Origin of the sequence: Streptomyces sp. PTY087I2, from assembly GCF_001687325.1 — a bacterium.
GTDB lineage: Bacteria > Actinomycetota > Actinomycetes > Streptomycetales > Streptomycetaceae > Streptomyces.
On record NZ_LZRD01000059.1, the window covers coordinates 1 to 22,099 of the forward strand.

Genomic DNA, 22,099 nt, shown 5'->3' on the forward strand with positions numbered 1-22,099 from the left:
CCGCGCCGGAACGCGTACGACGGCGACGGCGCGGTGTACGCGGCGCCTCGGGCGCCTCGTCACCGGCCGGGGCGACCGGGGTGGCCTCCTTGGCGGGCGCGGGCACCGTCGCGGCGCCCGCCTCCGCCGTGGCCCCGCCACGGGTGCGGCGGCGCTGGCGCGGCGTACGGGTGCGCGGCTCGCGCTCCTCACGGGCGGGGGCCGGAGCGGCGGCCTTGCGGCCGCGGCCGCCGGTCTCGCCGAGGTCCTCGACCTCTTCGGCGCGCAGACCCGCACGGGTCCGCTCGGCACGCGGCAGCACACCCTTGGTGCCCGCCGGGATGCCCAGCTCCTCGAACAGGTGCGGAGAGGTGGAGTACGTCTCCGGCGGGTCCGGGAACTTCAGGTCCAGGGCCTTGTTGATCAGCTGCCAGCGCGGGATGTCGTCCCAGTCGACCAGCGTGATCGCGGTGCCCTTGGCGCCCGCGCGGCCGGTGCGGCCGATGCGGTGGAGGTAGGTCTTCTCGTCCTCCGGCGACTGGTAGTTGACGACGTGGGTCACACCCTCGACGTCGATACCGCGCGCGGCGACGTCGGTGCAGACCAGGACGTCGACCTTGCCGTTGCGGAAGGCGCGCAGCGCCTGCTCGCGGGCGCCCTGGCCGAGGTCGCCGTGGACCGCGCCGGAGGCGAAGCCGCGCTTCTCCAGCTGCTCGGCGATGTCGGCGGCCGTGCGCTTCGTCCGGCAGAAGATCATCGCGAGCCCGCGGCCCTCGGCCTGGAGGATGCGGGCGAGCATCTCCGGCTTGTCCATGTTGTGGGCGCGGTAGACGTGCTGGACCGTGTTCTTCACGGTCGTGCCCTCGTCGTCGGGCGACGTGGCGTTGATGTGCGTCGGCTGCGACATGTAGCGGCGGGCGAGGCTGATGACGGCACCGGGCATGGTGGCCGAGAACAGCATCGTCTGGCGCTTGGCCGGCAGCATCGTGATGATGCGCTCGACGTCGGGCAGGAAGCCCAGGTCCAGCATCTCGTCGGCCTCGTCGAGGACGAGCCCGCGGATGTGGGAGAGGTCGAGCTTGCGCTGGCCCGCCAGGTCCAGGAGACGGCCCGGGGTGCCGACGATCACATCGACGCCCTTCTTGAGGGCCTCGACCTGGGGCTCGTACGCCCGGCCGCCGTAGATCGCGAGAACGCGGACGTTACGGACCTTGCCGGCCGTGAGCAGGTCGTTGGTGACCTGGGTGCACAGCTCGCGGGTGGGGACGACGACGAGCGCCTGCGGCGCGTCGGTCAGCTGCTCGGGCTTGGCCCGCCCGGCCTCGACGTCGGCGGGGACGGTCACGCGCTCCAGGAGCGGGAGGCCGAAGCCGAGCGTCTTTCCGGTGCCGGTCTTGGCCTGGCCGATGACGTCGGAGCCGGAGAGGGCGACGGGGAGCGTCAGCTCCTGGATGGGGAAGGGGGACGTGATGCCGACCGCCTCAAGGGCTTCGGCCGTCTCGGGAAAAATACCGAGGTCGCGGAACGTAGTCAGGGTGCTGCCTCTTCTGTGAGACGCGGTCCGAGGCGAACGCTGGGGGTCGTACCGTGCCGGGTTGGTCATCCGGCCGTGGTGGGGCCGGGTGGCGCGGGACCACTGCCGTCGCTCGAGCGCTCGTGCCGCTGAGGGGGCCCCTCATCTTGCAGTCGTACGTGTCGTACGCACCGCGTGGAGGGCTGTCGGGTCGGAGCCGATCGGGCCTCCGACCGGGCATCCTCATTCAAAGGGCGCGCCCCTGGCACAGCACAGTGCTCAGTAAGCGCAATACCACTGTACCCCGGATTCGCGCATGTGTGTTGGACGAATTCATCGGAACGGTATGGCGGCCCCGGCTGACCAGGCCCTTCCGCCCCGCGCCGGGAGGGCTATCGTTCCGTTTCATGGAGACGCCAGACCACGCCACCGACAACCCCGCCGACTCTTCCGGAGCCACCGGGATCGCCACCCAGGACTGGGCCACCGCGGCCGCCGACCCGCAGTACCGCGCCGCTGTCGTGGACCTGCTCGGCGCCCTCGCCTACGGAGAGCTGGCGGCCTTCGAACGGCTGGCCGAGGACGCGAAGCTCGCGCCGACCCTCGGGGACAAGGCGGAGCTGGCGAAGATGGCCGCCGCCGAGTTCCACCACTTCGAGCAGCTGACCGAGCGGCTGACCGCGGTGGACGAGGAGCCGACGGCCGCGATGGAGCCGTTCGCCAAGGCGCTCGACGACTTCCACCGCCAGACCGCCCCCTCCGACTGGCTGGAGGGCCTGGTCAAGGCGTACGTCGGCGACTCGATCGCGAGCGACTTCTACCGTGAGGTCGCGGCCCGCCTGGACACCGACACCCGGTCCCTCGTGCTGTCCGTGCTGGACGACACCGGGCACGGGAACTTCGCGGTGGAGAAGGTGCGCGCCGCCATCGAGGCCGACCCGCGGGTCGGCGGGCGGCTCGCGCTGTGGGCCCGCCGGCTGATGGGCGAGGCGCTCTCGCAGGCCCAGCGGGTGGTCGCCGACCGCGACGCCCTCTCGACGATGCTGGTGGGCGGCGTCGCGGACGGCTTCGACCTGGCCGAGGTGGGCCGGATGTTCTCCCGGATCACGGAGGCCCACACCAAGCGGATGGCCGCTCTCGGCCTGGCCGCCTAGAGCTACTGGGCCGCCGCCGACCGGGCGAGGCGGCGGCCGCGTGGTCGGATCAGGAGCGAGAGCGTCACCGCTCCGACCGACACGGCTCCGATCAGCGTCGCCAGGACATGGCCGGGCCCCAGCGCTGCATGCGTGAGATACGCGCCGAACAGGGCGCCCAGCGTGCCGGTGAGATAAACCGCACGGCCGGCCGGCAGCCGGTCGGCCAGTGATCGGAGCGCCACCCAGGACAGGGCCAGTCCGAGCACGGCGGCGCCGAAGGATTCCCAGAACACAGAGGATCACCTCGCGGGGGTGTGCGGGGCGGGCAAATCGGTCGTAGGCGGTACTACCCCCCGGCCGCGGCGAGCAACCCTCCGACAGCCCCTTCCGACCCGTACGGGAACGGGGGAGCGGCACCCCCGCACCCGACACAGGAGTGGCCCGGCGGGAAGATCCCGCCGGGCCACTCCTGTGATCACCTGATCGACGCGTCCGTGGACTACAGCGCCCCGAACCCCACCCGCCGGGTGGTCGGCTCGCCGATCTCCACATACGCGATCCGGTCGGCCGGCACGAGAACCTTGCGGCCCTTGTCGTCCGTGAGGCTGAGCAGCTCCGCCTTGCCGCCCAGCGCCGCGGCGACCGCGCTCTCGACGTCCTCGGCGGAAAGCCCGCTCTCCAGAACGATCTCGCGGGGCGTGTGCTGCACCCCGATCTTGACCTCCACGGCTATGTCCCTCCGACGGTCAGTCCCTGCGCGGCGAACCGCGCCGTACGCAGCCACATTAGCCCGGCGGAAGCGGCGCTCAGGGCCCGACCGGCAACGCCCGCAGCGAACACGGCGTCAGGCGTCCCGTCACGGAGGGGTCAGTGCTGCTCGACACCGTGCAGCGGGAAGCCCGCGATGCCCCGCCAGGCCAGCGAGGTGAGGAGCTGCACGGCCGTGTCACGGGGGATGGAGGACTGGCTGGAGAGCCAGTAGCGGGCGACCACCTGGGAGACGCCGCCGAGCCCCACCGCCAGCAGCATGGACTCGTCCTTGGACAGGCCCGTGTCCCCGGCGATCACGTCGGAGATGGCCTCGGCGCACTGGAGGGACACCCGGTCCACCCGCTCGCGCACGGCGGGCTCGTTGGTCAGGTCGGACTCGAAGACCAGGCGGAACGCGCCGCCCTCGTCCTCCACGTACGCGAAGTAGGCGTCCATCGTCGCCTCGACGCGCAGCTTGTTGTCCGTCGTCGAGGCCAGCGCCGTGCGGACGGCCTGGAGCAGCGACTCGCAGTGCTGGTCGAGCAGGGCCAGATAGAGCTCCAGCTTTCCGGGGAAGTGCTGGTAGAGCACCGGCTTGCTGACCCCGGCCCGCTCGGCGATGTCGTCCATCGCGGCGGAGTGGTAGCCCTGCGCGACGAAGACCTCCTGCGCGGCGCCCAGCAGCTGATTGCGTCGGGCGCGGCGGGGCAGGCGGGTGCCCCGCGGGCGCGCCGCCTCTGTCTGCTCGATGGCTGTCACGCCGCCTCCCAAATATGTGTTCCAGCACAGCCGGTCCGTGCACGCTGCGCCGTACAGCCATCGTACTTTTGGGTAACCCGGGTGTGCGCGGCGCGGACGCAGAATTTCATGGACCGGACGGCTGTGGAAGCCACAGTTCTTTGCGGTCGTGAGCAAAACCGGGGCGTTTCAGCGGTAATCGTCCTCGTCGAAAGGGATCACCCTGCGCTGTTCCGCGACATCGGCCTCGTTGGCGGCGGCCGGGTCGAGGCTCTCCGCCCGCTCGTCGTGCTCGGGCCGGACGTCCGCGCGCTGCTCGGCGGCGTCGGCCTCCGGGGCTTCCGGTCCCGGCTCGTCCGGTTCCGTGCTCTCGAAGGTGTCCGGGTCGCTCGGGTCGATCGACATGCGCAGCTCCCTTCCCTTTTCTTCCTCTGAAGCCTAGGAGCTACACGTCTACCCCGCGATGCGGCCTTGTGACGGCGAACACATGAATCAGTGCGTGATCGTCTCGTAACATTGGCGCATGTCTTCGACCGAGCTGCCGGGTGTCCAGGCCGCCGCCGCCGCGGTGGCCCCCACGGTCAGTGCCGTCCGGGTCGCCGACGGCGAACGGCTGCGCTCCGTGTCCCTGCCGGGGATCGGTCTGAACATCCGCTGCCGCCCGGGAGACCGGACCGGACTGCCCCCCGCGCTGTACGTGCACGGGCTCGGCGGCTCGTCGCAGAACTGGTCCGCGCTGATGCCGCTGCTGTCCGGCCTGGTCGACGGAGAAGCCGTCGACCTGCCCGGATTCGGGGATTCGCCGCCGCCCGACGACGGCAACTACTCGGTGACCGGACACGCCCGCGCGGTGATCAGGCTGCTGGACGCGGAGGAGCGGGGCCCCGTCCATCTGTTCGGCAACTCGCTGGGCGGCGCGGTCGCCACCCGGGTCGCCGCCGTCCGCCCCGACCTCGTGCGCACCCTCACCCTGATCTCGCCCGCCCTGCCGGAGTGGCGGGTGCAACGTGAGGCCGTCCCGACCGGTCTGCTGGCGGTGCCGGGGGTCGCTTCCCTGTTCGCCCGGCTCACGAAGGGCTGGACGGCGGAGCAGCGGACGCGCGGAGTCATGGCACTCTGTTACGGCGATCCGGCACGGGTCTCCGAGGAAGCCTTCCGTCATGCGGTGGCCGAGATGGAGCGCCGGCTGGAACTGCCGTACTTCTGGGACGCGATGACGCGTTCGGCCCGGGGCATCGTGGACGCGTACACCCTGGGGGGCCAGCACGGACTGTGGCGCCAGGCCGAGCGGGTGCTCGCACCGACCCAGCTCGTGTACGGCGGACGGGACCGGCTCGTCTCGTACCGGATGGCACGCAAGGCGTCCGCGGCCTTCCGCGACGCCCGGCTGCTGACCCTGCCCGACGCGGGGCACGTGGCGATGATGGAGTACCCGGAGGCGGTCGCCCAGGCGTTCCGGGAACTGCTGGACGATAGCGGCGGGAGCTGATCCGGGGCGTGGGACGACACAGTCGAAAGGGCTCCGGGGCGATCCGCCCGGACGCGACAGCGGCGGAGCCGGGCGGCGAGCGCGCCGCGGGGCGTCCCGCGTCCGGCACCGGCCGCCGCAGGCGGACCGCGCCCGCACCGGCCACGGACGGGCGGAACCTGTTCTCCCCGCTGACCGGCGACGGGCAGGGCCCGTTCCCGCCCGACGCCCCGCAGGTGCGCGGCGGCCACCCCGAACAGCGTGAGCAGGGCGGCGGCTGGGGCGGTACCTGGAACACCGGGCCGCAGCCGCGTTACGGCGCACCCGCCGCTCCCCATCCGCAGGCGCCCCACCAGTACCCCGGTCCGGACGGCCGCCCCGGCGACGCCCGGACGTATCCCGGCGGTCCGGGCGGAGCCGCCGGGCCCTTCGGAGCCCAGGACGTCGCCGCCCGGCAGCAGGCCGTGGCCCGCCAGGTCTCCGCCCAGCGCGCGGCCCAGCGCGCCGCGGACGGCCGGGCGGCCCAGCAGCAGCCCGCCGGACCCCCGGTGCCGGGCCCGCGCCAGGAGTTCGTCGACGCCTTCGACGCCGAGGCCCCCGGGGCCCCGGCCGCGCCGTCGGCCGGAAGCCCGGACGGCCCGGACGACACCGAGGCCGCGGAGCCCGACGAACCGGCCGCGCCCCGGGGCGGCAAGGGGCGGACGTTCACCGGGATCGCCGCCGCCGCGGTGACCACCGTGCTCGCGGTCGTGGTCGCCGGACAGGTCGCCGAGGACTCCGGTGACCGTTCCGCCGCCGCGCGCGCCGCCGAGGTGGAGCGGCAGGGCCTCGACGGCGAGGCCTCCCGCTCCGACGCCCGCCCGACCCCGGAGCGGGCCGCGCCGAAGCCCGAGGTCAAGCCCCTCTCGTACGCCGCCAAGATGGCGCAGCCGTATCCGCTCGCCCCCGATCTGAAGGCGACCGGCGAGTTCGAGGCGGTGCCCGGCCTGGCGAAGGCCCCCGGGAAGGGGCAGAAGCACCGCTACCGGATCGACGTGGAGAAGGGACTCGGCCTCGACGCCGGGCTGTTCGCCGAAGCCGTGCAGAAGACGCTCAACGACGACCGGAGCTGGGCGCACAACGGCGCGATGACCTTCGAGCGCATCTCGTCGGGGCAGCCGGACTTCGTGATCACGCTCGCCAGCCCCGGGACCACCGGCGACTGGTGCGCCAAGTCCGGTCTGGACACCACGATCGACAACGTCTCCTGCGACTCCGCCTCGACCGACCGCGTCATGATCAACGCCTATCGCTGGGCGCAGGGCGCCGCCACCTTCGGCCCGGACAAGCTGCTGCCCTACCGGCAGATGCTCATCAACCACGAGGTCGGCCACCGGCTCGGGTACAACCACGTGAGCTGCCGCACGCCCGGCGCGCTCGCCCCGGTGATGCAGCAGCAGACCAAGACCCTCGAACTCGAAGGCATCAAGTGCAAGCCCAACCCCTGGGTTCACCCCAAGGGTTGATGCCTTGAGACCTGTCGGCCGGCCTGCCAGGAGTTGGCCCGGGCCTGACTCCCCGTGACAACCGACCGCCGTATCGCGACGGAACGCGACCGGCGCGGGAAAGTTACGACGGTTCACCCCTTTCGGTGGCGCGACGGACAACCGTCCGTCGCGCCACCGGCGTATCCGCTTACGGTCGTCCCGCTGCGAGTCGCCGGTTCAACGGCGGCCGCCCACAAGGGAGATCGGGGGTGTACTCGTGCGGATCGGACTGCTCACCGACGGTGGTTATCCGTATGCGACCGGTGAGTCCAGACTCTGGTGCGACCGGCTGGTGCGCGGGCTGCCGCAGCACGAGTTCGACCTGTTCGCACTGAGCCGCTCCGCCCACCAGGAGGCCCAGGGCTGGGTCCAACTGCCGTACCAGGTCAGCCGGGTGCGCACCGCGCCGCTGTGGACCCCCGAGGACGGCACCCTGCGCGGCAGCGGCGAACGCGGCCTGCTGGCCCGGCTGGTGACCGGCGGCGAGCAGTCCTACGGGCGGCGCGACCGCAAGCGGTTCACCGAGCACTTCACCGCCCTCGCCACCGCCGTCTGCACCCCCGACCCGGCCGGGACGGAAGCGGGCGACGGCCCCGGCGCCGAGCTCTTCACCGCGGGGCTCTACGGGCTGGCCGAGCTGGCCCGCGAGCGCGGTGGACTCCACCTCGCCCTGCGCTCCGAGACCACCGTGCGGATCCTGGAGGCGGCCACCCGCGCCCACGGCACCGGCCGGACCGTGCGGAGCGCCACCGTCCCCGACCACCTCGCCTTCGCCGCCGAGCTGGAACGCGCGCTGCGCCCGCTCTCGCTCGACTGGTACGACCAGGAGAGCCTCGGCGCGGTCGACCTCTGCCACGCGGCCTCCGGCGGGGCGGCCGCCCTCCCGGGACTCCTGGCCAAACGCTTCTTCGGGGTGCCGCTGCTGGTCACCGAGCACGGCGTCCCGCTGCGCGCGCACTACCTGGCCGCCGCGTCCGGCACCGCGTACGGAGCCCCCGTGCGCGCCCTCCTCGCCGCGTTCCACGGCCGCCTCGCCACCGAGATCTACCGGCAGGCCGCGCTCGTCACCCCCGGCAACACCCACGTCCGCCGCTGGCAGCAGCGCTGCGGAGCCGACCCCGCCAAGCAGCGCACCGTCTACCCGGGCATGGCCGCGGAGCGCTTCGGCCCGGTCGGCGAGGACGCCGAACGGCTCGGTGCGGCGGACCACGGCGACGGCGCCGATGCGGTGGGCCCCGACACGCTGGTCTGGGTCGGCCGGATCGAGCCCGCCAAGGACCTGATCGCCCTCCTCCACGCCTTCGCCGAGGTCCGCCGCGCCCGGCCCGCCGCCCGGCTGCGGATCTTCGGCGCCCCGGCGGAGGGCGACGAGGCCACCGCCTACCTCGCGCACTGCACGGCCCTGGCCGCCCAGCTCTTCCCGGACGAGGCCACCGGCGCCCACACCGAAGGCAGTTGCCCGGTCACCTTCGAGGAGATCGGCGGCCCTGAGATCCCCGACCTCGCCGAGGCGTACGGGGCGGGCGGCGTCATCGTCCTCTCCAGCACCGTCGAGGGCTTCCCGGTCAGCCTCGTCGAAGCCATGTTCTGCGGCCGGGCCACGGTCTCCACCGATGTGGGCGCGGTGGTCGAAGTCATCGGCGGCACCGGCCTGGTGGTGCCCCCGCGCAACCCCAAGGCGCTCGCGGACGCCTGTGTCGCGCTGCTGCGCGACCCCGAGCGCCGGGCCAGGCTGGGCGCCGCCGCGCGGGCCCGCGCGCTCGAACTCTTCACCGTCGAACAGAACCTCGCGGCATTTCGCGGCATTTACCTGGAGCTGATGTCGCACACCCCGGTGCGCCGGGAGGCCGACACGGTGGACGCCCACGGCGACCCGCTGCCGTTCGCCACCCCGCCGGAGGCCCGCCTTCTCGGCCCGTGGACCCAGCCCGGCTCACACCTCCGGCCCCCGGAGGCCCCGGAGCGCCCCGCCGCAGCCGTGCCCAGCTGGGCCGCCCCGCCCGGACCCCGCCTGCCGGACCGGCCGGGCGAGCCCGAGCCCGAACACACGCGGGAGCCGGAGCCGGAGAGCGTCTGCGCGGCCGCGGCGGCCCCGGCGGGGGACGGCGATGCATGACCACCCGTCCGTCGATGCCCCGACCCGCCACGACCCCACGCTTCACGACCACGGAGACCTCCCGATGACCCGTCCGGACGACCCGGCGACGACCCCCGCTGCCGCCCCGGAACGCCCCGCGGAGATTCCGCCCCGCGCCTCCGCGCGCCGGGCGGGGGGCGCCGCCCGGCGGGGGCCGGCCGACCCGGTGAAGACCCTGCTGCACGACCACCGCGACCTGTGCGAACGGGCCGTGGACCCGCTGGAGATCGCCGCCGGACTGGAGGCCCACGGGCTCACCGACCGCACCGCCGCCCGCTACCGCCACCGGGACGTCTTCGCCCTCGCCGAGGAGCTGTACGCCCGTATGCCGCCCCGCGCCCATGATCCCGCCACCGGCGGACCCCCCGGGCCCGGCCCCGACACCGAGGCGCGGGCCGCCTGGACCCTCCTCGCCCTGCTCCCCGGGGCCGCCTGCCTCGCGACCGCCGGGGTGCTCCGGGTCACCGAGGGCCTCCTAGGCGACGGGACGCGGGCCCTCGTCACCGTCGTCGGCGCGCTGCTCGCCTGCCTGGCGCTCCGGGCCTGCCTGGGGCGCGGCCCCCTGCGCGCCCCCGAAGGAGCGGGCCGCGCCGGAATGTACGCCTGCTGGCTCCTCAGCTACACGGTGTACGGCGAGGAGCTGCTCGCCCAGGTCATGACCGGCGGCCCGGACGGCCCGTGGGACGGAAACGCCGCCCCGCTGCTCGGCCTCGCCGCCGCCATCGCCCCGGCCGCCTGGTGCGCCCACCTCTTCACCGTCCGGGCCCACCGCAAACTGTCCGGCAGCCGCGCCCTGGAGGAGTTCGGCGCGGGCGTACGCCCCCTGCTCCTGGCGGCCGTCACCCTCTTCCTCGGCGCGCTGCTGCCCCTGCTGTACCTGGCCGACCTCGGCCTCGGCGGGGGCGGCGTGCCCGTGGCGGCCGTCGCCCTCGGGGTGCTGTTCTTCGTGGCCCGGCTGCTCGCCGCCCACGGGCTGCCCGAGCCGGGGACCGTCGCGCTGGCCGGTGCGTGCGCCGTCGAGGCCGGCGCACCCGCCCTCGTCCTCGCCGCCCGGCTGCCCGGACTCGAACCCCTTGCCCGACCCGTGGACGCCCTCGTCTCGGCAGGCGGGACGGGAGCCGTGTCCGCCCTCGCCTGCGGCGGAGCCGCACTCGGGCTGCTGCTGCACGCCGCCCTCGCGCTCTCCCGGGCCTCCGCCCACACCCGGGCCTGAGCACCGAGGCCCCGACCGCCCCACCGACGTACCACCACCGCCCCACCCACGTACCACCCCGCATCACTCCCGATCACTCCCGCGGAGCCGACGCCGCGGGCCCGTCCCGGCACCGTACGACCGACTGACTGACCTAGGAGAAACCCGCCATGACCCCCCAATCCCCCGCACCGGCAGTGAGCCGTCGGCACCGAGGCGGTGCGCGATGAGGGTGCTGCTGCTCGGAGCCAACGGATTCCTCGGCCGCTTCGTCGCCGACCGTCTCCTCGCCGACCCCGCCGTTCACCTCACGGCCCTCGGGCGCGGCGACGACGCCGACGTCCGGTTCGACCTCGCGGGCGGCAGCCCCGGGGCCCTCACCCGCTTCCTGGACGCCGTCCACCCCGGGGTCGTCGTCAACTGCGCGGGCGCCACCCGCGGCAACGCCCGCGACCTCACCCGGCACAACACCGTCGCCGTCGCCACCGTCTGCGAGGCGCTCCGCCGCAGCGGCTGCGGGGCCCGGCTCGTCCAGGTCGGCTGCGCCTCGGAGTACGGGCCCTCGCAGCCCGGCTCCTCCACCGCCGAGGACGCGGTCCCGCGCCCCGGCGGCCCGTACGGCGTCAGCAAGCTCGCCGCCACCGAACTGGTCCTCGGCTCCGGCCTCGACGCCGTCGTCCTGCGGGTCTTCTCGCCGGTCGGCCCCGGCACCCCGGCCGGCTCCCCGCTCGGCCGGCTCGCCGAGGCGATGCGCCGGGCCATGCAGGCGGGCGACGGCGAGCTGAAGCTCAGCGGGCTCGGTGTGCAGCGGGACTTCGTCGACGTACGGGACGTGGCGCGGGCCGTCCACGCCGCCTCGCTCTCCGCCGCCCAGGGTGTCGTCAACATCGGCACGGGGCGCGCCGTCCGGCTCCGCGACGCCGCCTCCGTACTCGCCCGCGTCGCCGGGTACGCGGGCGCGCTCCACGAGCTGGACTCGCCCCCGCCGCGCATTCCCATCGGGGCCCCGCGCACCTCCGCCGAGTCCGTCATGGAACACCTCTCCGCCACCCCGTCCCCGTATCCGGACGGCTGCGGTGCCTGGCAGCAGGCCGACGTCCGCACCGCGCGCGACCGGCTCGGCTGGCGGCCCCGGATCAACCTGGAGGAGTCCCTCGCGGACATCTGGATGGAGGCGGCGTGCCGTATCTGACCGCCCCCGCCGACGCCCGCCGGACCGCGGGCGGCGAACCGCTCGGCTTCGGCGTACCGGGCTACGCCCACCCGCTGCTCGCCCCCGCCGAATGGGCCGAGCTGGCCCGCCCCGGCACCCCGCTGCACTGGGCCGTCCTCAACATCGCCAACGGCCCCGGCTCCCGGCCCGATCCGCACTGCCTGGAGGCGGCGGGCCGGCTGCACAACGCCCGCGAACGCGCCCTGCACGGCGAGGCCCCGGACGACACCGTCCGGGCCTCCGGCGGCAGACTGCTCGGCCATCTCGACCTGGCCCACGGCGAGCGGCCCTTCGACGAGCTGATCGCGGACGCCCGGTCCTTCATCGACTGGTACCGCATCGGCGGCTTCTACCTCGCCCGCTGCCCCGCCGACCGGGCGAGCCTGCCCGCCGTCCGGCGGCTGACCGGCACCCTGCACGCGCTGCTGACGGAGAGCGACAGCGCGGACGGCGGGGGCCGCCTGGTGCTGGGCCACGGCACCCACCCGTACCCCGGGTACGCGGAGGCCGCCGACCAACTGGTCACCTTCCAGGGCCCCTGGACCGACTACCGCTGGTCCCAGGTGGCCGAGTGGACCGCCGACTACCCGCCGGAGCGGTTCGCCCACTTCGTCCACGGGGTTCCGCGCACCCACCTGGAAGAGGCCATGCGCGTCGCCCGCTGGCAGGGCGCCGGGACGATCTTCTTCACCGACCGGAGCGACCGGAGCGACCGGAGTGATCGAAACGACCGCGACGGCCGCGACGGCCGAACCGGACAAAGCGATCCATTCGCGGCGCTGCCCAGTTACTGGGACGAAATCGTCTCGCGGATCGGACCCGGTATCTCGGAATGAGGAGGGGCGTGGCAGTGTTACGAGGAGAACAACCGTACGTAGTCGACCGTAAGAAGCCGGTCTACGTAGAATCCGACCACCTGCATTGTTGAGGTTCCTGTGTCGCTGCCACCCCTGGTCGAGCCAGCCGCTGAGCTCACCGTCGACGAGGTCCGCAGGTACTCCCGCCACCTGATCATCCCGGATGTCGGGATGGACGGACAGAAGCGCCTGAAGAACGCCAAGGTGCTGTGTGTCGGCGCCGGCGGCCTCGGCTCGCCGGCCCTGATGTACCTGGCCGCAGCCGGTGTCGGCACGCTCGGCATCATCGAGTTCGACGAGGTCGACGAGTCGAACTTGCAGCGCCAGATCATCCACAGCCAGTCCGACATCGGCCGCTCCAAGGCGCAGTCGGCCAAGGACTCGGTGCTCGGTATCAACCCGTACGTGAACGTCGTCCTCCACGAGACGCGGCTCGAAGCCGACAACGTGCTGGAGATCTTCGCGCAGTACGACCTGATCGTGGACGGCACGGACAACTTCGCCACCCGCTATCTCGTCAACGACGCCGCGGTGCTGCTGAACAAGCCGTACGTATGGGGCTCGATCTACCGCTTCGACGGCCAGGCCTCCGTGTTCTGGTCCGAGCACGGCCCCTGCTACCGCTGCCTCTACCCGGAGCCCCCGCCGCCGGGCATGGTCCCCTCCTGCGCCGAGGGCGGCGTGCTGGGCGTGCTCTGCGCGTCCATCGGCTCCATCCAGGTCAACGAGGCCATCAAGCTGCTCGCCGGTATCGGTGACCCGCTGGTCGGCCGGCTGATGATCTACGACGCCCTGGAGATGCAGTACCGCCAGGTCAAGGTCCGCAAGGACCCCGACTGCGCGGTCTGCGGCGAGAACCCCACCGTCACCGAGCTCATCGACTACGAGGCCTTCTGCGGCGTCGTGTCCGAGGAGGCCCAGGAGGCGGCGGCCGGTTCCACGATCACTCCCAAGCAGCTCAAGGAGTGGATCGACGGCGACGAGAAGATCGAGATCATCGACGTCCGCGAGCCGAACGAGTACGAGATCGTCGCGATCCCCGGCTCCCGGCTGATCCCGAAGAACGAGTTCCTGATGGGCAACGCCCTCCAGGACCTCCCGCAGGACAGGCGCATCGTCCTGAACTGCAAGACCGGCGTCCGCAGCGCCGAGGTCCTCGCGGTCCTCAAGTCGGCGGGCTTCGCCGACGCGGTGCACGTCGGCGGCGGCGTGATCGGCTGGGTCAACCAGATCGAGCCCGAGAAGCCGGTGTACTAGTACGCGCATGGCTTTCGAAGGGCCGGTCCGCACAGCGCGGACCGGCCCTTCGCCATGCCGGAGGCTATCCGCAGGTCTTCCCGTCCGCCGGGACCTTCCCGTCCAGGAAGTAGGCGTCGACCGTCGACGTCACACAGTCGTTGGAGCCGTACGCCCCGTGCCCCTCGCCCTTGTTGGTGACCAGCACGCCGACGCCCCGGCCCAGCTCGTCCGCCATCCGCCGGGCCCCCTCGTACGGGGTCGCCGGGTCGCCGGTGGTCCCGACGACCAGGATCGGGCCCGCGCCCGGCGCACTGGTCTCCGGCGTCTCGTGCTCGCCGTCGACCGGCCACTGAGCACACCAGCCCGCGGTGTCCCAGGCCAGGAACGGGCCGAAGACCGGCGACAGCCCGCGGAACTCCGGCACCAGCGCCCGGGCCTCGTCCGGGGTGGGGCGGGACGCCGAGTCGGCGCAGGAGATCGCCCGCTGGGAGTGGCTCTGGGTGTCGTAACGGCCCTGCGCGTCACGGCCGTTGTACGAGTCGGCGAGCCGCAGCAGTTCATCGCCCGTGCCGCTGTTCTCCGCCTCGTCGAGCGCGGCCGTCAGCGCGGGCCAGCTCGACTCGGAGTACAGCGGGGTGACGATGCCGGTGATGGCGAGCGACTCGGTCAGCTCCCGGCCCGAGGCGGTCGGCAGGGGGTTCCGGTCGATCCGGGCCAGCAGCCGGGCGATGCGCTCGGAGCCCGTACGCGGGTCCTGGCCGCGGTCCTTGAGGTAGTTCTCCAGGGCGCGCTGGAAACCCACGGTCTGGTTGCGGGCGTGCCCGATGCCGTCGGCCGTCGGGTCGACGACCGCGTCCAGCACGGTGCGCCCCACCCGGTGCGGGAAGAGGTGCGCGTACGTCCCGCCCAGCTCCGTACCGTACGAGAAGCCGAGGTAGGACAGCTTGTCGTCGCCCAGGACCTGGCGGATCAGGTCCAGGTCGCGGGCGGCGTTCGACGTACCGACGTGCGGCAGGAGCTCGCCCGAGCGGCGCTCGCAGCCCGCGCCGAAGTCCGCCGCGTCCGCGAAGAACGCCGCCTCCTCCGCCGCCGTGTCGGGGGTCAGATCGACGGTCCGGTGGGCGTGCTCCTGCTCCTTGTCGGAACGGCAGCGCACCGCGGAGCTGGCGGCGACCCCGCGCGGATCGAAACTGACCAGGTCGTAGCGGGAGTTGAGCTTCTCGTACTGCCCGGCGGCGCGCGGCAGCGTGGCGACGCCGGATCCGCCCGGGCCGCCGAAGTTGAACAGCAGCGAGCCGATCCGCCGCCCCCGGTCGCGGGCCTCCTTGCGGATCAGCGCGATGGACAGTGTCTTCCCGGCCGGCTCCGCGTAGTCCAGCGGTACGTCCACGCTCGCGCAACGCCAGTCCGATCCGGGGGAGTTGCCGCCGGGCGGGGCCGTGCAGCGTTTCCAGTCGGGGCGCTGGGAGGTGAGGGCGGAGGGGAGCCGCGGAGTCGTGGGGGAGTCCCCCGGATCCGTCGGCGTGGGCGAGGCGTCGGCGGGGCGGCCGTCGGCGGTCCCGGAGGGCTCCGGCTCGCTGCTCAACAGGCCGCAACCGGCGAGCAGTACGGCCGAGAGGAGGGCCGCTCCCGTCCGTACGGCGGCCTGTCGGGTACGGCGGTGCGCACGCATGATCCGGGTTCCCTCCCTCAGGGGATGTGCGGTCATGCTAACCACCGGCCAACCGCCGTGTGCCGCAAGGAAGTCGAGGAGGGGATCAACCGCAGACCGTGCCGGACTTCGGGACCCGGCCGTTCAACAGATAGCCGTCCACCGCCCGTTGCACGCACGCGTCCTTGCTGTTGTACGCCCCGTGCCCCTCACCCTTGTACGTCAGCTCCACGCCGACTCCCTTGCCGAGCTGCTGCACCATCGCCTTCGCGCCCGCGTACGGGGTGGCCGGGTCGCCGGTGTTGCCGATGACCAGGATCGGTGCGGCTCCCGGGGCGCTGACGTCCGGGGTCTCCCAGGCGCCCGCCACCGGCCAGCCGGTGCAGCCCATCAGCCCCCAGCCCAGATACTCGCCGAACAGCGGGGACGCCTTGCGGAACGCGGGCAGCGCCGCCTTCGTCTGCTCCAGGGTGAACCGCTGCTTGGAGTCGGCGCAGTTGATGGCGATGTTGGCGGCGTTGGAGTTGTCGTACCGCCCGTCCTCCGCGCGGCCGTTGAGGGAGTCGGCGAGGGCGAGCAGCAGCCCGCCGTTCCCGCCGCCCGCCTCGTCCAGACCCTGTTCCAGCAGCGGCCAGGTCTCCTTCGAGTAGAGCGCGGACGCGATACCGGTGGTGGCCAGCGTCTGCGTCAGGGCCCGGTCGCCGAGCCCGTCGATGGGCTCCTCCTCCAGCTCGCCCAGGAGATCGGCGATGCCCTGCTCGACCTCCTGCGGGGTGGCCCCGGGCAGAGAACAGTCGTCGCGCTCCGCGCAGTCCTTCGTGAAGTTGTCCAGGGCGAGCTGGAACCCCTCCGCCTGGCCGAGGGAGGACTGCTCGGCGTTCTTCGTGGGGTCGACCACCGCGTCGAAGACCGCCCGGCCGACCTTGTCCGGGAAGAGATGGGCGTACACGCCGCCCAGTTCGGTTCCGTACGAGATGCCGAAGTAGTACAGCTTGTCGTCGCCCAGCACCGTACGCAGCAGGTCCATGTCGCGGGCGGCGTTCGTCGTGCCCACGAAGGGGAGTTCGGGGCCGGAGTTCTCCTCGCAGTCCGCGATGAAGTCCTTCTGCCCCTGGACGAACTGCTTCTCCTCGGCCGCGTCGTCCGGGGTGGAGTCCTCCTGGTAGAAGGCGTCCAGCTGGGCGTCGTCCGCGCACTGGACGCCCTCGCTGCGGCCGACCCCGCGCGGGTCGAAGCTCACCAGGTCGTACCGGGTGCGGAGCCGGTCGTACTCGGTGCCGAACGCGGGCAGCGTCGCGACACCGGACGCGCCGGGCCCGCCGAAGTTGAAGACCAGCGAGCCGATCCGCCGCTGCTGGTCCTTGGCCTTGGCCCGGATCAGCGCCAGCTCGATCGTGCGGCCGTCCGGCTTCGCGTAGTCGAGGGGTACGTCCATGAAGGTGCACTCCCACACCACACCGCCGGGCAGCGGGGACGGTGACTCGCCGCCGCCCTGGGCCGTGTTCGGGGGCGGGCAGGGGGACCAGTCCAGCTTCTGCGAGGACAGGTCGTCGGCGGTGGCGGTCGGCGAGGCGGTCGAGGCCCCGGTGGGCGTCGAGGACCCGTCCCCGTCGCCGTCGTCCGAACAGGCGGCCAGCGGCAGCAGCACGGTGGCGGTGGCGGCGAGGGCGGCGGCGCGCAGGGCGGGGGAAGTCCTCATGCCCCCATCGTGCGGCGGGCCGCCGGGGAGCGCGGCCGGGCGCGGTCCATGCGGGTGGCGGGCGGGGCGGGTGCGGACGGGCGGCGGGGCCGTTACGAGAAGGCGGGCGGGCGGCCGCTACCGCTCGCGCCCGCCCGGCCCGATCGCCGCTCGCCCTCGCGGGGCCCCGGCCGTCCCCCTACAGCTCGCCCTTGCGGGTCAGCTGGTTGAAGGCGATCCACCCCGGCAGCACCGGCAGCCACAGCGTCATCACGCGGTACAGCAGCACCGCGGGCGCCGCCACCTCCTTCGGCAGCCCGACCGCGATCAGGCCCAGCGTCAGGGCCCCCTCGACCGCACCCATACCGCCCGGCGTCGGGGCGGCCGAGCCGAGCGCGTTCCCGGCGAGGAAGACCACCGCGATGCTCGCGTAGCTCAGCTGGGGGACGTCCGGGCCACTGAAGGCGCGGATCGAGGCGTCCAGGCAGAGCACGAACAGGCCGGTCAGCAGCAGCATGCCGCCGATGCCGGTGAGCAGCTTCTGCGGCCGCTGCACCACGTCCAGCATGCGCGGCACGACCCCGGCGAACAGCGACCGCACCCGGGTGACCACGAACTTCCGCAGGAACGGGATCGCCGTCACCACCAGCACCAGCACCGCGACCGTCAGCAGACCCGCGATCACGGTCCGGGACGGAGTCAGCGAGTCCGGTGTCTTCTCCGTACCCGTGAGATAGCCGAACAGCGCCAGCAGCATGATGTGGGCGCCGAGCCCGAAGAGCTGCGACGCTCCCACGCTCGCCACCGCGAGACCGGGGCGCACCCCGGCCCGCTGGAGGAAGCGGGTGTTCAGCGCCACGCCGCCGACCGCCGCGGGCGCCACGATCTTCACGAACGAGCCGGCCACCTGCGCCTGCACGGTCTTCAGGAACGACACCCGCTCGGGCACGAAGCCCAGCAGGCTCATCGCCGCCGCCACATAGCTCAGCGCCGAGAAGCCGAGGGCGGCCGCCACCCAGCCCCACTCCGCCTGCTCCACGACCGTCCCGAAGTCGGCCTGGGTGACCTGCGAGATCAAGAAGTACGCGGCGATGGCCCCGGCGATGAAGCTGAACAGGGTGCGCGGCTTGATCCGCTCCAGGCGGACCGGTTCGACCGGGGCCTGCGGGCGGATCAGCAGCACCTGACGGCGGATCTGGGCGAGCAGATCCTCCTCGCGGGCCTCCTCCAGCGCATCGTCGATGGCGCGCTTCTCGGCCTGCTTCTCGGTGCGCAGCGACTTCCGCTCGGCCTTGGACCCCGCCTTGGACCCGGCCCCGGATCCGGTCGCGGGGCCGCCCGCCGCCTGCTCGGTGCTCGCCTGCTCCGCCTTCGCCTGCTTGGCCGTCTGCGAGGCCTCCACCACCGCTTCCCGCTCGCGCTGCGAACGCTCGCGGGCGATCCGGCGCAGCGTCGCCCGCGTGGAGCGGCTCAGCGCGATCGGCTGGAGCAGCGGCAGACAGTCCGCCACCGCGTCCGGGCCGAGCACGGCCAGCGCCCCGGCGACCGACCGCTCGGCCCCCACCCGCAGCCCCAGCGTGGTCAGCAGCTGGGCCACGTCCATCCGCAGCACCAGATCGCCCGCGGCGATCTCCCCGCCGCGCAGATCCGTCACGAACGCCCTGCCGGAACGATCCACCAGCAGCGCGTCCCCGGTCAGCCTGCGGTGCGCGATCCGCCGCGACTGGAGGGCCTTCACCTGACGCCAGGCGCTGCGCACCAGATCGTCGGTGATCTCCTCGTCCTCCATCTGGTCCAGCGACCGGCCGCCGATGTGCTCGTACACCAGCATCACCGCGTCGGGTCCCAGCTCCGACGTGGCGATCAGCTTGGGCGCGTTCGCCCCGGCGGCGATGGCCGCGTACGCGAGCAGCGCCTCCTGCTCCAGCGCCTGGCGCAACGACTGGATCGAGCGCCGCTGGGTGAGCGTACGCAGCGTGATCCGCCGCCAGGCCCGGTAGAAGAACCCCTGGGCCTGCTGTTCCCGGTCGACGACGGTGACGTCCAGCGGCGGCCCGTCCTCCAGCGTCACCAGATAGCGCCGGCCCCGGTCGCCCTGGTCGGTGCTGTCCTTGTCCGGGGCGTCCTCGGTGCGCATCGCCGCGACCGGGCGGAAGCCCACGTGCCGCAGCCCCGCCATCAGGTGCTGGCCGGTGGGGCGGACGTTCGGCGAGCCGACCGCGTACAGCGTCCCGTACGCCACCGTCCAGCCGATCAGCACGGTGAGGATGATCGAGAACGGGGTGGTGTACCCGCCGACGAGCATCGCGAACGCGTCGAGCAGCAGCACCACCCACAGCACCACGCGCCAGCGCGGCCGCCGCGCCATCCCGACCGCCGTCATGTACGCGATGACCGGCGCGAGATAGCCGTGCACCGGGTCGGTCAGACCGCCCGTCGTCTGCGGCTGGGTCAGCGCGTCCTGGATGGTGCCGGGCGCGGTCCGCGAGACCCAGAGGTCGGTGGCGAGCGTCACCCCGTGGGCGAGCACGGCGGCGAGCACCCCGTCCGCGATGCGCAGCCCGTCGCGTTTGATGAGGCGTTCGATGGCGAAGGCGACCGGCACCAGCAGCACGGCGATGCTGGACACCAGACCGGCGATCTTGATCAGCAGATCGGGCGCCTGCTCGGTGCCCTTGGAGATGTCGTCCTCAAGACCGGTGGTGGTGCCCTGGGCGAACGCGGCGATCGCGAGCAGCACACCGATCGCGGCGATGCCGATGAGCAGCCGCATCAGGTCGGAAGGGCGGTGCACCCGGGCGGGGAGCAGCGGCTCGTCCCCGGAGACGCGGTCGGTCAGCGCGGCCTCGGCGGAGGCGAGCGTCGAGCCGGCCAGATGTCCGGTGGTGGACGTCGTGGGGCCGTCGGCGCGGGAGGTTCCGGCGGCGGCGCGGGGCGACGCGGAGGATTCGGGAGCAGCCTGCGGGCGCTCCCCGGCATCGGAGGCGTCCGCCGCCTTCGGTGGCTGCACGCCCTGCTCCTTCGTCGCCTCTGGTTCGTCTTCGTGTTCTGGTATCACCGGTCACCGCCCGCATGATGGTGGCACGGCCCGTAGACAGAGAGGGGCATCAGGGTGCGTTGCACGGGCGCGGGAAGCGCAACATACGCTCCTTTGCTCCCACGTGCACACTGTGTGCCCGGACGGACACGGTTTCGGCCGGGCTGTCGGTGGCGTACGGCAGGATGGGCCGGATGAGCCAGGACCAGACGGACGGGGGCGGCTCCGGCACCGCCCCGCCCGGCGCCGGACCGCCGGTGTACGCGGAGCTGCCGGAGTACGCGGAGCGCGTCCTCGACGTGGCCGAGCTGATCCCGCCCGGCCGGGTGATGACGTACGGCGATGTCGCGGAGTGGCTGGGCGAGGGCGGGCCGCGCCAGGTCGGCCGGGTCATGGCGCTGTACGGGTCGGCCGTGCCGTGGTGGCGGGTCGTCCGCGCCGACGGGACGCTGCTCCCCGCCCACGAGCTGCGGGCGCTGGAGCACTACCGCGCGGAGTCCACGCCGCTGCGCGAGGCGTCCCGCCGGGCGGAGGGCCACATCCCGCGCATCGACATGCGACGCGCCCGCTGGGACGGCAGGCACGCGGCCGGGCCCGGTGGTTCCGGTGGCGGTCCGGACAGCGGCGCGGGCGGGCCGGGCGGCGACGGCACAGGCGGTGCGGCCGGTGGCGCCGGGCGAAGCGAAGGCGGCCCGGGCGGTCCGGGCGAGGAAGCTCACACCTGACAGCTTCCGCCATCCGCCCCCGGCAGCAGCGGCCCGACGCGGCCGCACACGTGACGAGGGACGCAGCACATCCGCTGCCTCCCGCGCCGTCGTCGGCGTAGCGTCGTCATCGCGCGGCACGCTCCGCCCCTCTCCTCGGGCTGTCCCGACTGCCCCGAACCTGTTCCTCATCACCTGTACACCCACCAGGACCGGCGATCCACGTGAGTTCCTCCTCCACCCGGCACAGTCCGCGCCGTGAGTCACGGCCGCGGACCACGGGTGCGTACCGACTGGTGCGCACTCCGCCGGGTTCCGTGGATCCCCCTCTCCTGGACGCGGGCCAGCGCGCGGTGGTTGATCACCCCGGCGGCCCGCTGCTGGTTCTCGCCGGGCCGGGCACCGGCAAGACCACCACCCTCGTCGAATCCGTCGCGGCCCGGGTGAACCGGGGCGGCGACCCCGCCCGCATCCTCGTCCTCACCTTCAGCCGCAAGGCCGCCGTCGAACTGCGCGACCGGATGGCGGCCCGGCTCGGGGCGGCCCGGGGCCCGCAGGCCACCACGTTCCACTCGTACTGCTACGCCCTGGTCCGGGCCCACCAGGACGCCGACCTGTTCGCCGATCCGCTGCGCCTGCTGTCCGGGCCCGAGCAGGACGTCACCGTCCGCGAACTGCTCGCGGGCCAGCTCGACCTGGAGAAGGAGGGCCTGGGCCGGATCCGCTGGCCGGACGAGCTGCGCGCCTGCCTGACCACCCGCGGCTTCGCCGACGAGGTGCGCGCCGTGCTGGCCCGCAGCCGGGAACTGGGCCTCGGCCCGGACGCGCTGGCCGACTTCGCCCGCCGCACCGGCCGCCCGGACTGGACGGCGGCGGCCGAGTTCCTCGCCGAGTACCTCGACATCCTCGACGCCCAGGGCGTCCTGGACTACGCCGAGCTGGTGCACCGCGCGGTCCTGCTCGCCGAGCGCCCCGAGGTCGCGGCGGAGCTGGCCGGCCGGTACGACGCGGTGTACGTCGACGAGTACCAGGACACCGATCCCGCGCAGGTGCGCCTGCTGCACGCGCTGGCGGGGAACCGGGGGCGCGCGCCGGAGTACGCCCGGGGGTATGGAGAGGACACGGACGGCGGGGGTGCGCACGGCGAGGGTGCGCGCGGGGACGCGCACGGCGAGGGCGTGCGCGGCGAGGGCGTGCGCGGCGAGGGCGTGCGCGGCGAGGGCGTGCGCGGCGAGGGCGTGCGCGGCGAGGGCGTGCGCGGCGAGGGCGTGCGCGGCGAGG

General features: G+C 73.5%; 18 protein-coding genes. 10 read left to right on the top strand and 8 right to left on the bottom strand.

Annotated features, from left to right (window positions below; translation table 11 throughout):
- The coding region (locus A3Q37_RS34310; RefSeq protein ID WP_255312036.1) for a DEAD/DEAH box helicase at positions 1 to 1,582 on the bottom strand (1,582 nt) is incomplete at its 3' end.
- A gap of 317 nt (positions 1,583 to 1,899) precedes the next feature.
- Here A3Q37_RS34310 and A3Q37_RS34315 point away from each other — a divergent pair.
- Positions 1,900 to 2,646, top strand: a complete 747-nt coding sequence (locus A3Q37_RS34315) for a ferritin-like fold-containing protein (protein ID WP_065490985.1) — start codon at positions 1,900 to 1,902, stop codon at positions 2,644 to 2,646.
- A 2-nt stretch (positions 2,647 to 2,648) separates the two neighbouring features.
- Here the strand turns inward: A3Q37_RS34315 and A3Q37_RS34320 are convergent, their stop codons facing one another.
- The 4 genes from A3Q37_RS34320 to A3Q37_RS34335 form a co-directional block, all read right to left on the bottom strand.
- A complete protein-coding gene (locus A3Q37_RS34320; protein ID WP_065490987.1) occupies positions 2,649 to 2,921 on the bottom strand; it encodes a hypothetical protein in 273 nt (90 codons plus the stop codon).
- Positions 2,922 to 3,127: 206 nt separating this feature from the next.
- On the bottom strand, positions 3,128 to 3,355 hold the full coding sequence (locus A3Q37_RS34325) for a DUF3107 domain-containing protein (RefSeq protein WP_010061602.1): 228 nt from the start codon (positions 3,353 to 3,355) through the stop codon (positions 3,128 to 3,130).
- A gap of 140 nt (positions 3,356 to 3,495) precedes the next feature.
- On the bottom strand, positions 3,496 to 4,137 hold the full coding sequence (locus tag A3Q37_RS34330; RefSeq protein ID WP_006127402.1) for a TetR/AcrR family transcriptional regulator: 642 nt from the start codon (positions 4,135 to 4,137) through the stop codon (positions 3,496 to 3,498).
- A gap of 168 nt (positions 4,138 to 4,305) precedes the next feature.
- Positions 4,306 to 4,521, bottom strand: a complete 216-nt coding sequence (locus tag A3Q37_RS34335; RefSeq protein WP_065490989.1) for a hypothetical protein — start codon at positions 4,519 to 4,521, stop codon at positions 4,306 to 4,308.
- Between the two features lie 118 nt (positions 4,522 to 4,639).
- On the opposite strand from A3Q37_RS34335, the gene A3Q37_RS34340 reads away from it, so the two are divergent.
- The 7 genes from A3Q37_RS34340 to moeZ all read left to right on the top strand — a co-directional run bounded on the left by A3Q37_RS34340 (position 4,640) and on the right by moeZ (position 13,766).
- Positions 4,640 to 5,605 (top strand): alpha/beta fold hydrolase, encoded by a 966-nt coding sequence (locus A3Q37_RS34340; protein ID WP_065490991.1) that lies wholly within the window; start codon positions 4,640 to 4,642, stop codon positions 5,603 to 5,605.
- An 8-nt stretch (positions 5,606 to 5,613) separates the two neighbouring features.
- Entirely contained in the window at positions 5,614 to 7,089 is a 1,476-nt protein-coding gene (locus A3Q37_RS34345) for a DUF3152 domain-containing protein (RefSeq protein ID WP_065490993.1), read from the top strand.
- A gap of 238 nt (positions 7,090 to 7,327) precedes the next feature.
- A complete protein-coding gene (locus A3Q37_RS34350; RefSeq protein ID WP_065490996.1) occupies positions 7,328 to 9,226 on the top strand; it encodes a DUF3492 domain-containing protein in 1,899 nt (632 codons plus the stop codon).
- Positions 9,227 to 9,290: 64 nt separating this feature from the next.
- Positions 9,291 to 10,460 carry a hypothetical protein gene (locus tag A3Q37_RS34355; RefSeq protein WP_079138115.1) on the top strand — a complete coding sequence of 390 codons (1,170 nt, stop codon included), beginning with the start codon at positions 9,291 to 9,293 and terminating at the stop codon, positions 10,458 to 10,460.
- 205 nt (positions 10,461 to 10,665) lie between these two features.
- The gene (locus tag A3Q37_RS34360; RefSeq protein WP_065490999.1) at positions 10,666 to 11,631 is read left to right on the top strand and encodes an NAD(P)-dependent oxidoreductase; all 966 of its coding nucleotides are present in this window, start codon (positions 10,666 to 10,668) and stop codon (positions 11,629 to 11,631) included.
- Positions 11,619 to 12,488 (top strand): spherulation-specific family 4 protein, encoded by an 870-nt coding sequence (locus tag A3Q37_RS34365; protein ID WP_065491001.1) that lies wholly within the window; start codon positions 11,619 to 11,621, stop codon positions 12,486 to 12,488. The genes A3Q37_RS34360 and A3Q37_RS34365 overlap by 13 nt, the downstream gene beginning before the upstream one ends.
- Before the next feature lie 99 nt (positions 12,489 to 12,587).
- Positions 12,588 to 13,766, top strand: a complete 1,179-nt coding sequence (moeZ, locus tag A3Q37_RS34370) for an adenylyltransferase/sulfurtransferase MoeZ (RefSeq protein WP_065491005.1) — start codon at positions 12,588 to 12,590, stop codon at positions 13,764 to 13,766.
- A 64-nt stretch (positions 13,767 to 13,830) separates the two neighbouring features.
- On the opposite strand, the gene A3Q37_RS34375 is transcribed toward moeZ, so the two are convergent.
- From A3Q37_RS34375 to A3Q37_RS34385, 3 genes are all read right to left on the bottom strand, one after another.
- Positions 13,831 to 15,420, bottom strand: coding sequence for an alpha/beta hydrolase (locus tag A3Q37_RS34375; protein WP_065491006.1), 1,590 nt, complete (start codon positions 15,418 to 15,420; stop codon positions 13,831 to 13,833).
- Between the two features lie 85 nt (positions 15,421 to 15,505).
- On the bottom strand, positions 15,506 to 17,098 hold the full coding sequence (locus A3Q37_RS34380; RefSeq protein ID WP_065491008.1) for an alpha/beta hydrolase: 1,593 nt from the start codon (positions 17,096 to 17,098) through the stop codon (positions 15,506 to 15,508).
- A gap of 178 nt (positions 17,099 to 17,276) precedes the next feature.
- Positions 17,277 to 20,087, bottom strand: a complete 2,811-nt coding sequence (locus tag A3Q37_RS34385) for a lysylphosphatidylglycerol synthase domain-containing protein (protein ID WP_065491010.1) — start codon at positions 20,085 to 20,087, stop codon at positions 17,277 to 17,279.
- A 221-nt stretch (positions 20,088 to 20,308) separates the two neighbouring features.
- Between A3Q37_RS34385 and A3Q37_RS34390 the strand changes: the two genes are divergently transcribed.
- Complete coding sequence (locus tag A3Q37_RS34390; protein WP_065491013.1) at positions 20,309 to 20,839, top strand: MGMT family protein; 531 nt, start codon at positions 20,309 to 20,311, stop codon at positions 20,837 to 20,839.
- Positions 20,840 to 21,042: 203 nt separating this feature from the next.
- Positions 21,043 to 22,099 (top strand): UvrD-helicase domain-containing protein (locus A3Q37_RS34395; RefSeq protein ID WP_255312037.1); only part of this gene is annotated, 1,057 nt, incomplete at its 3' end.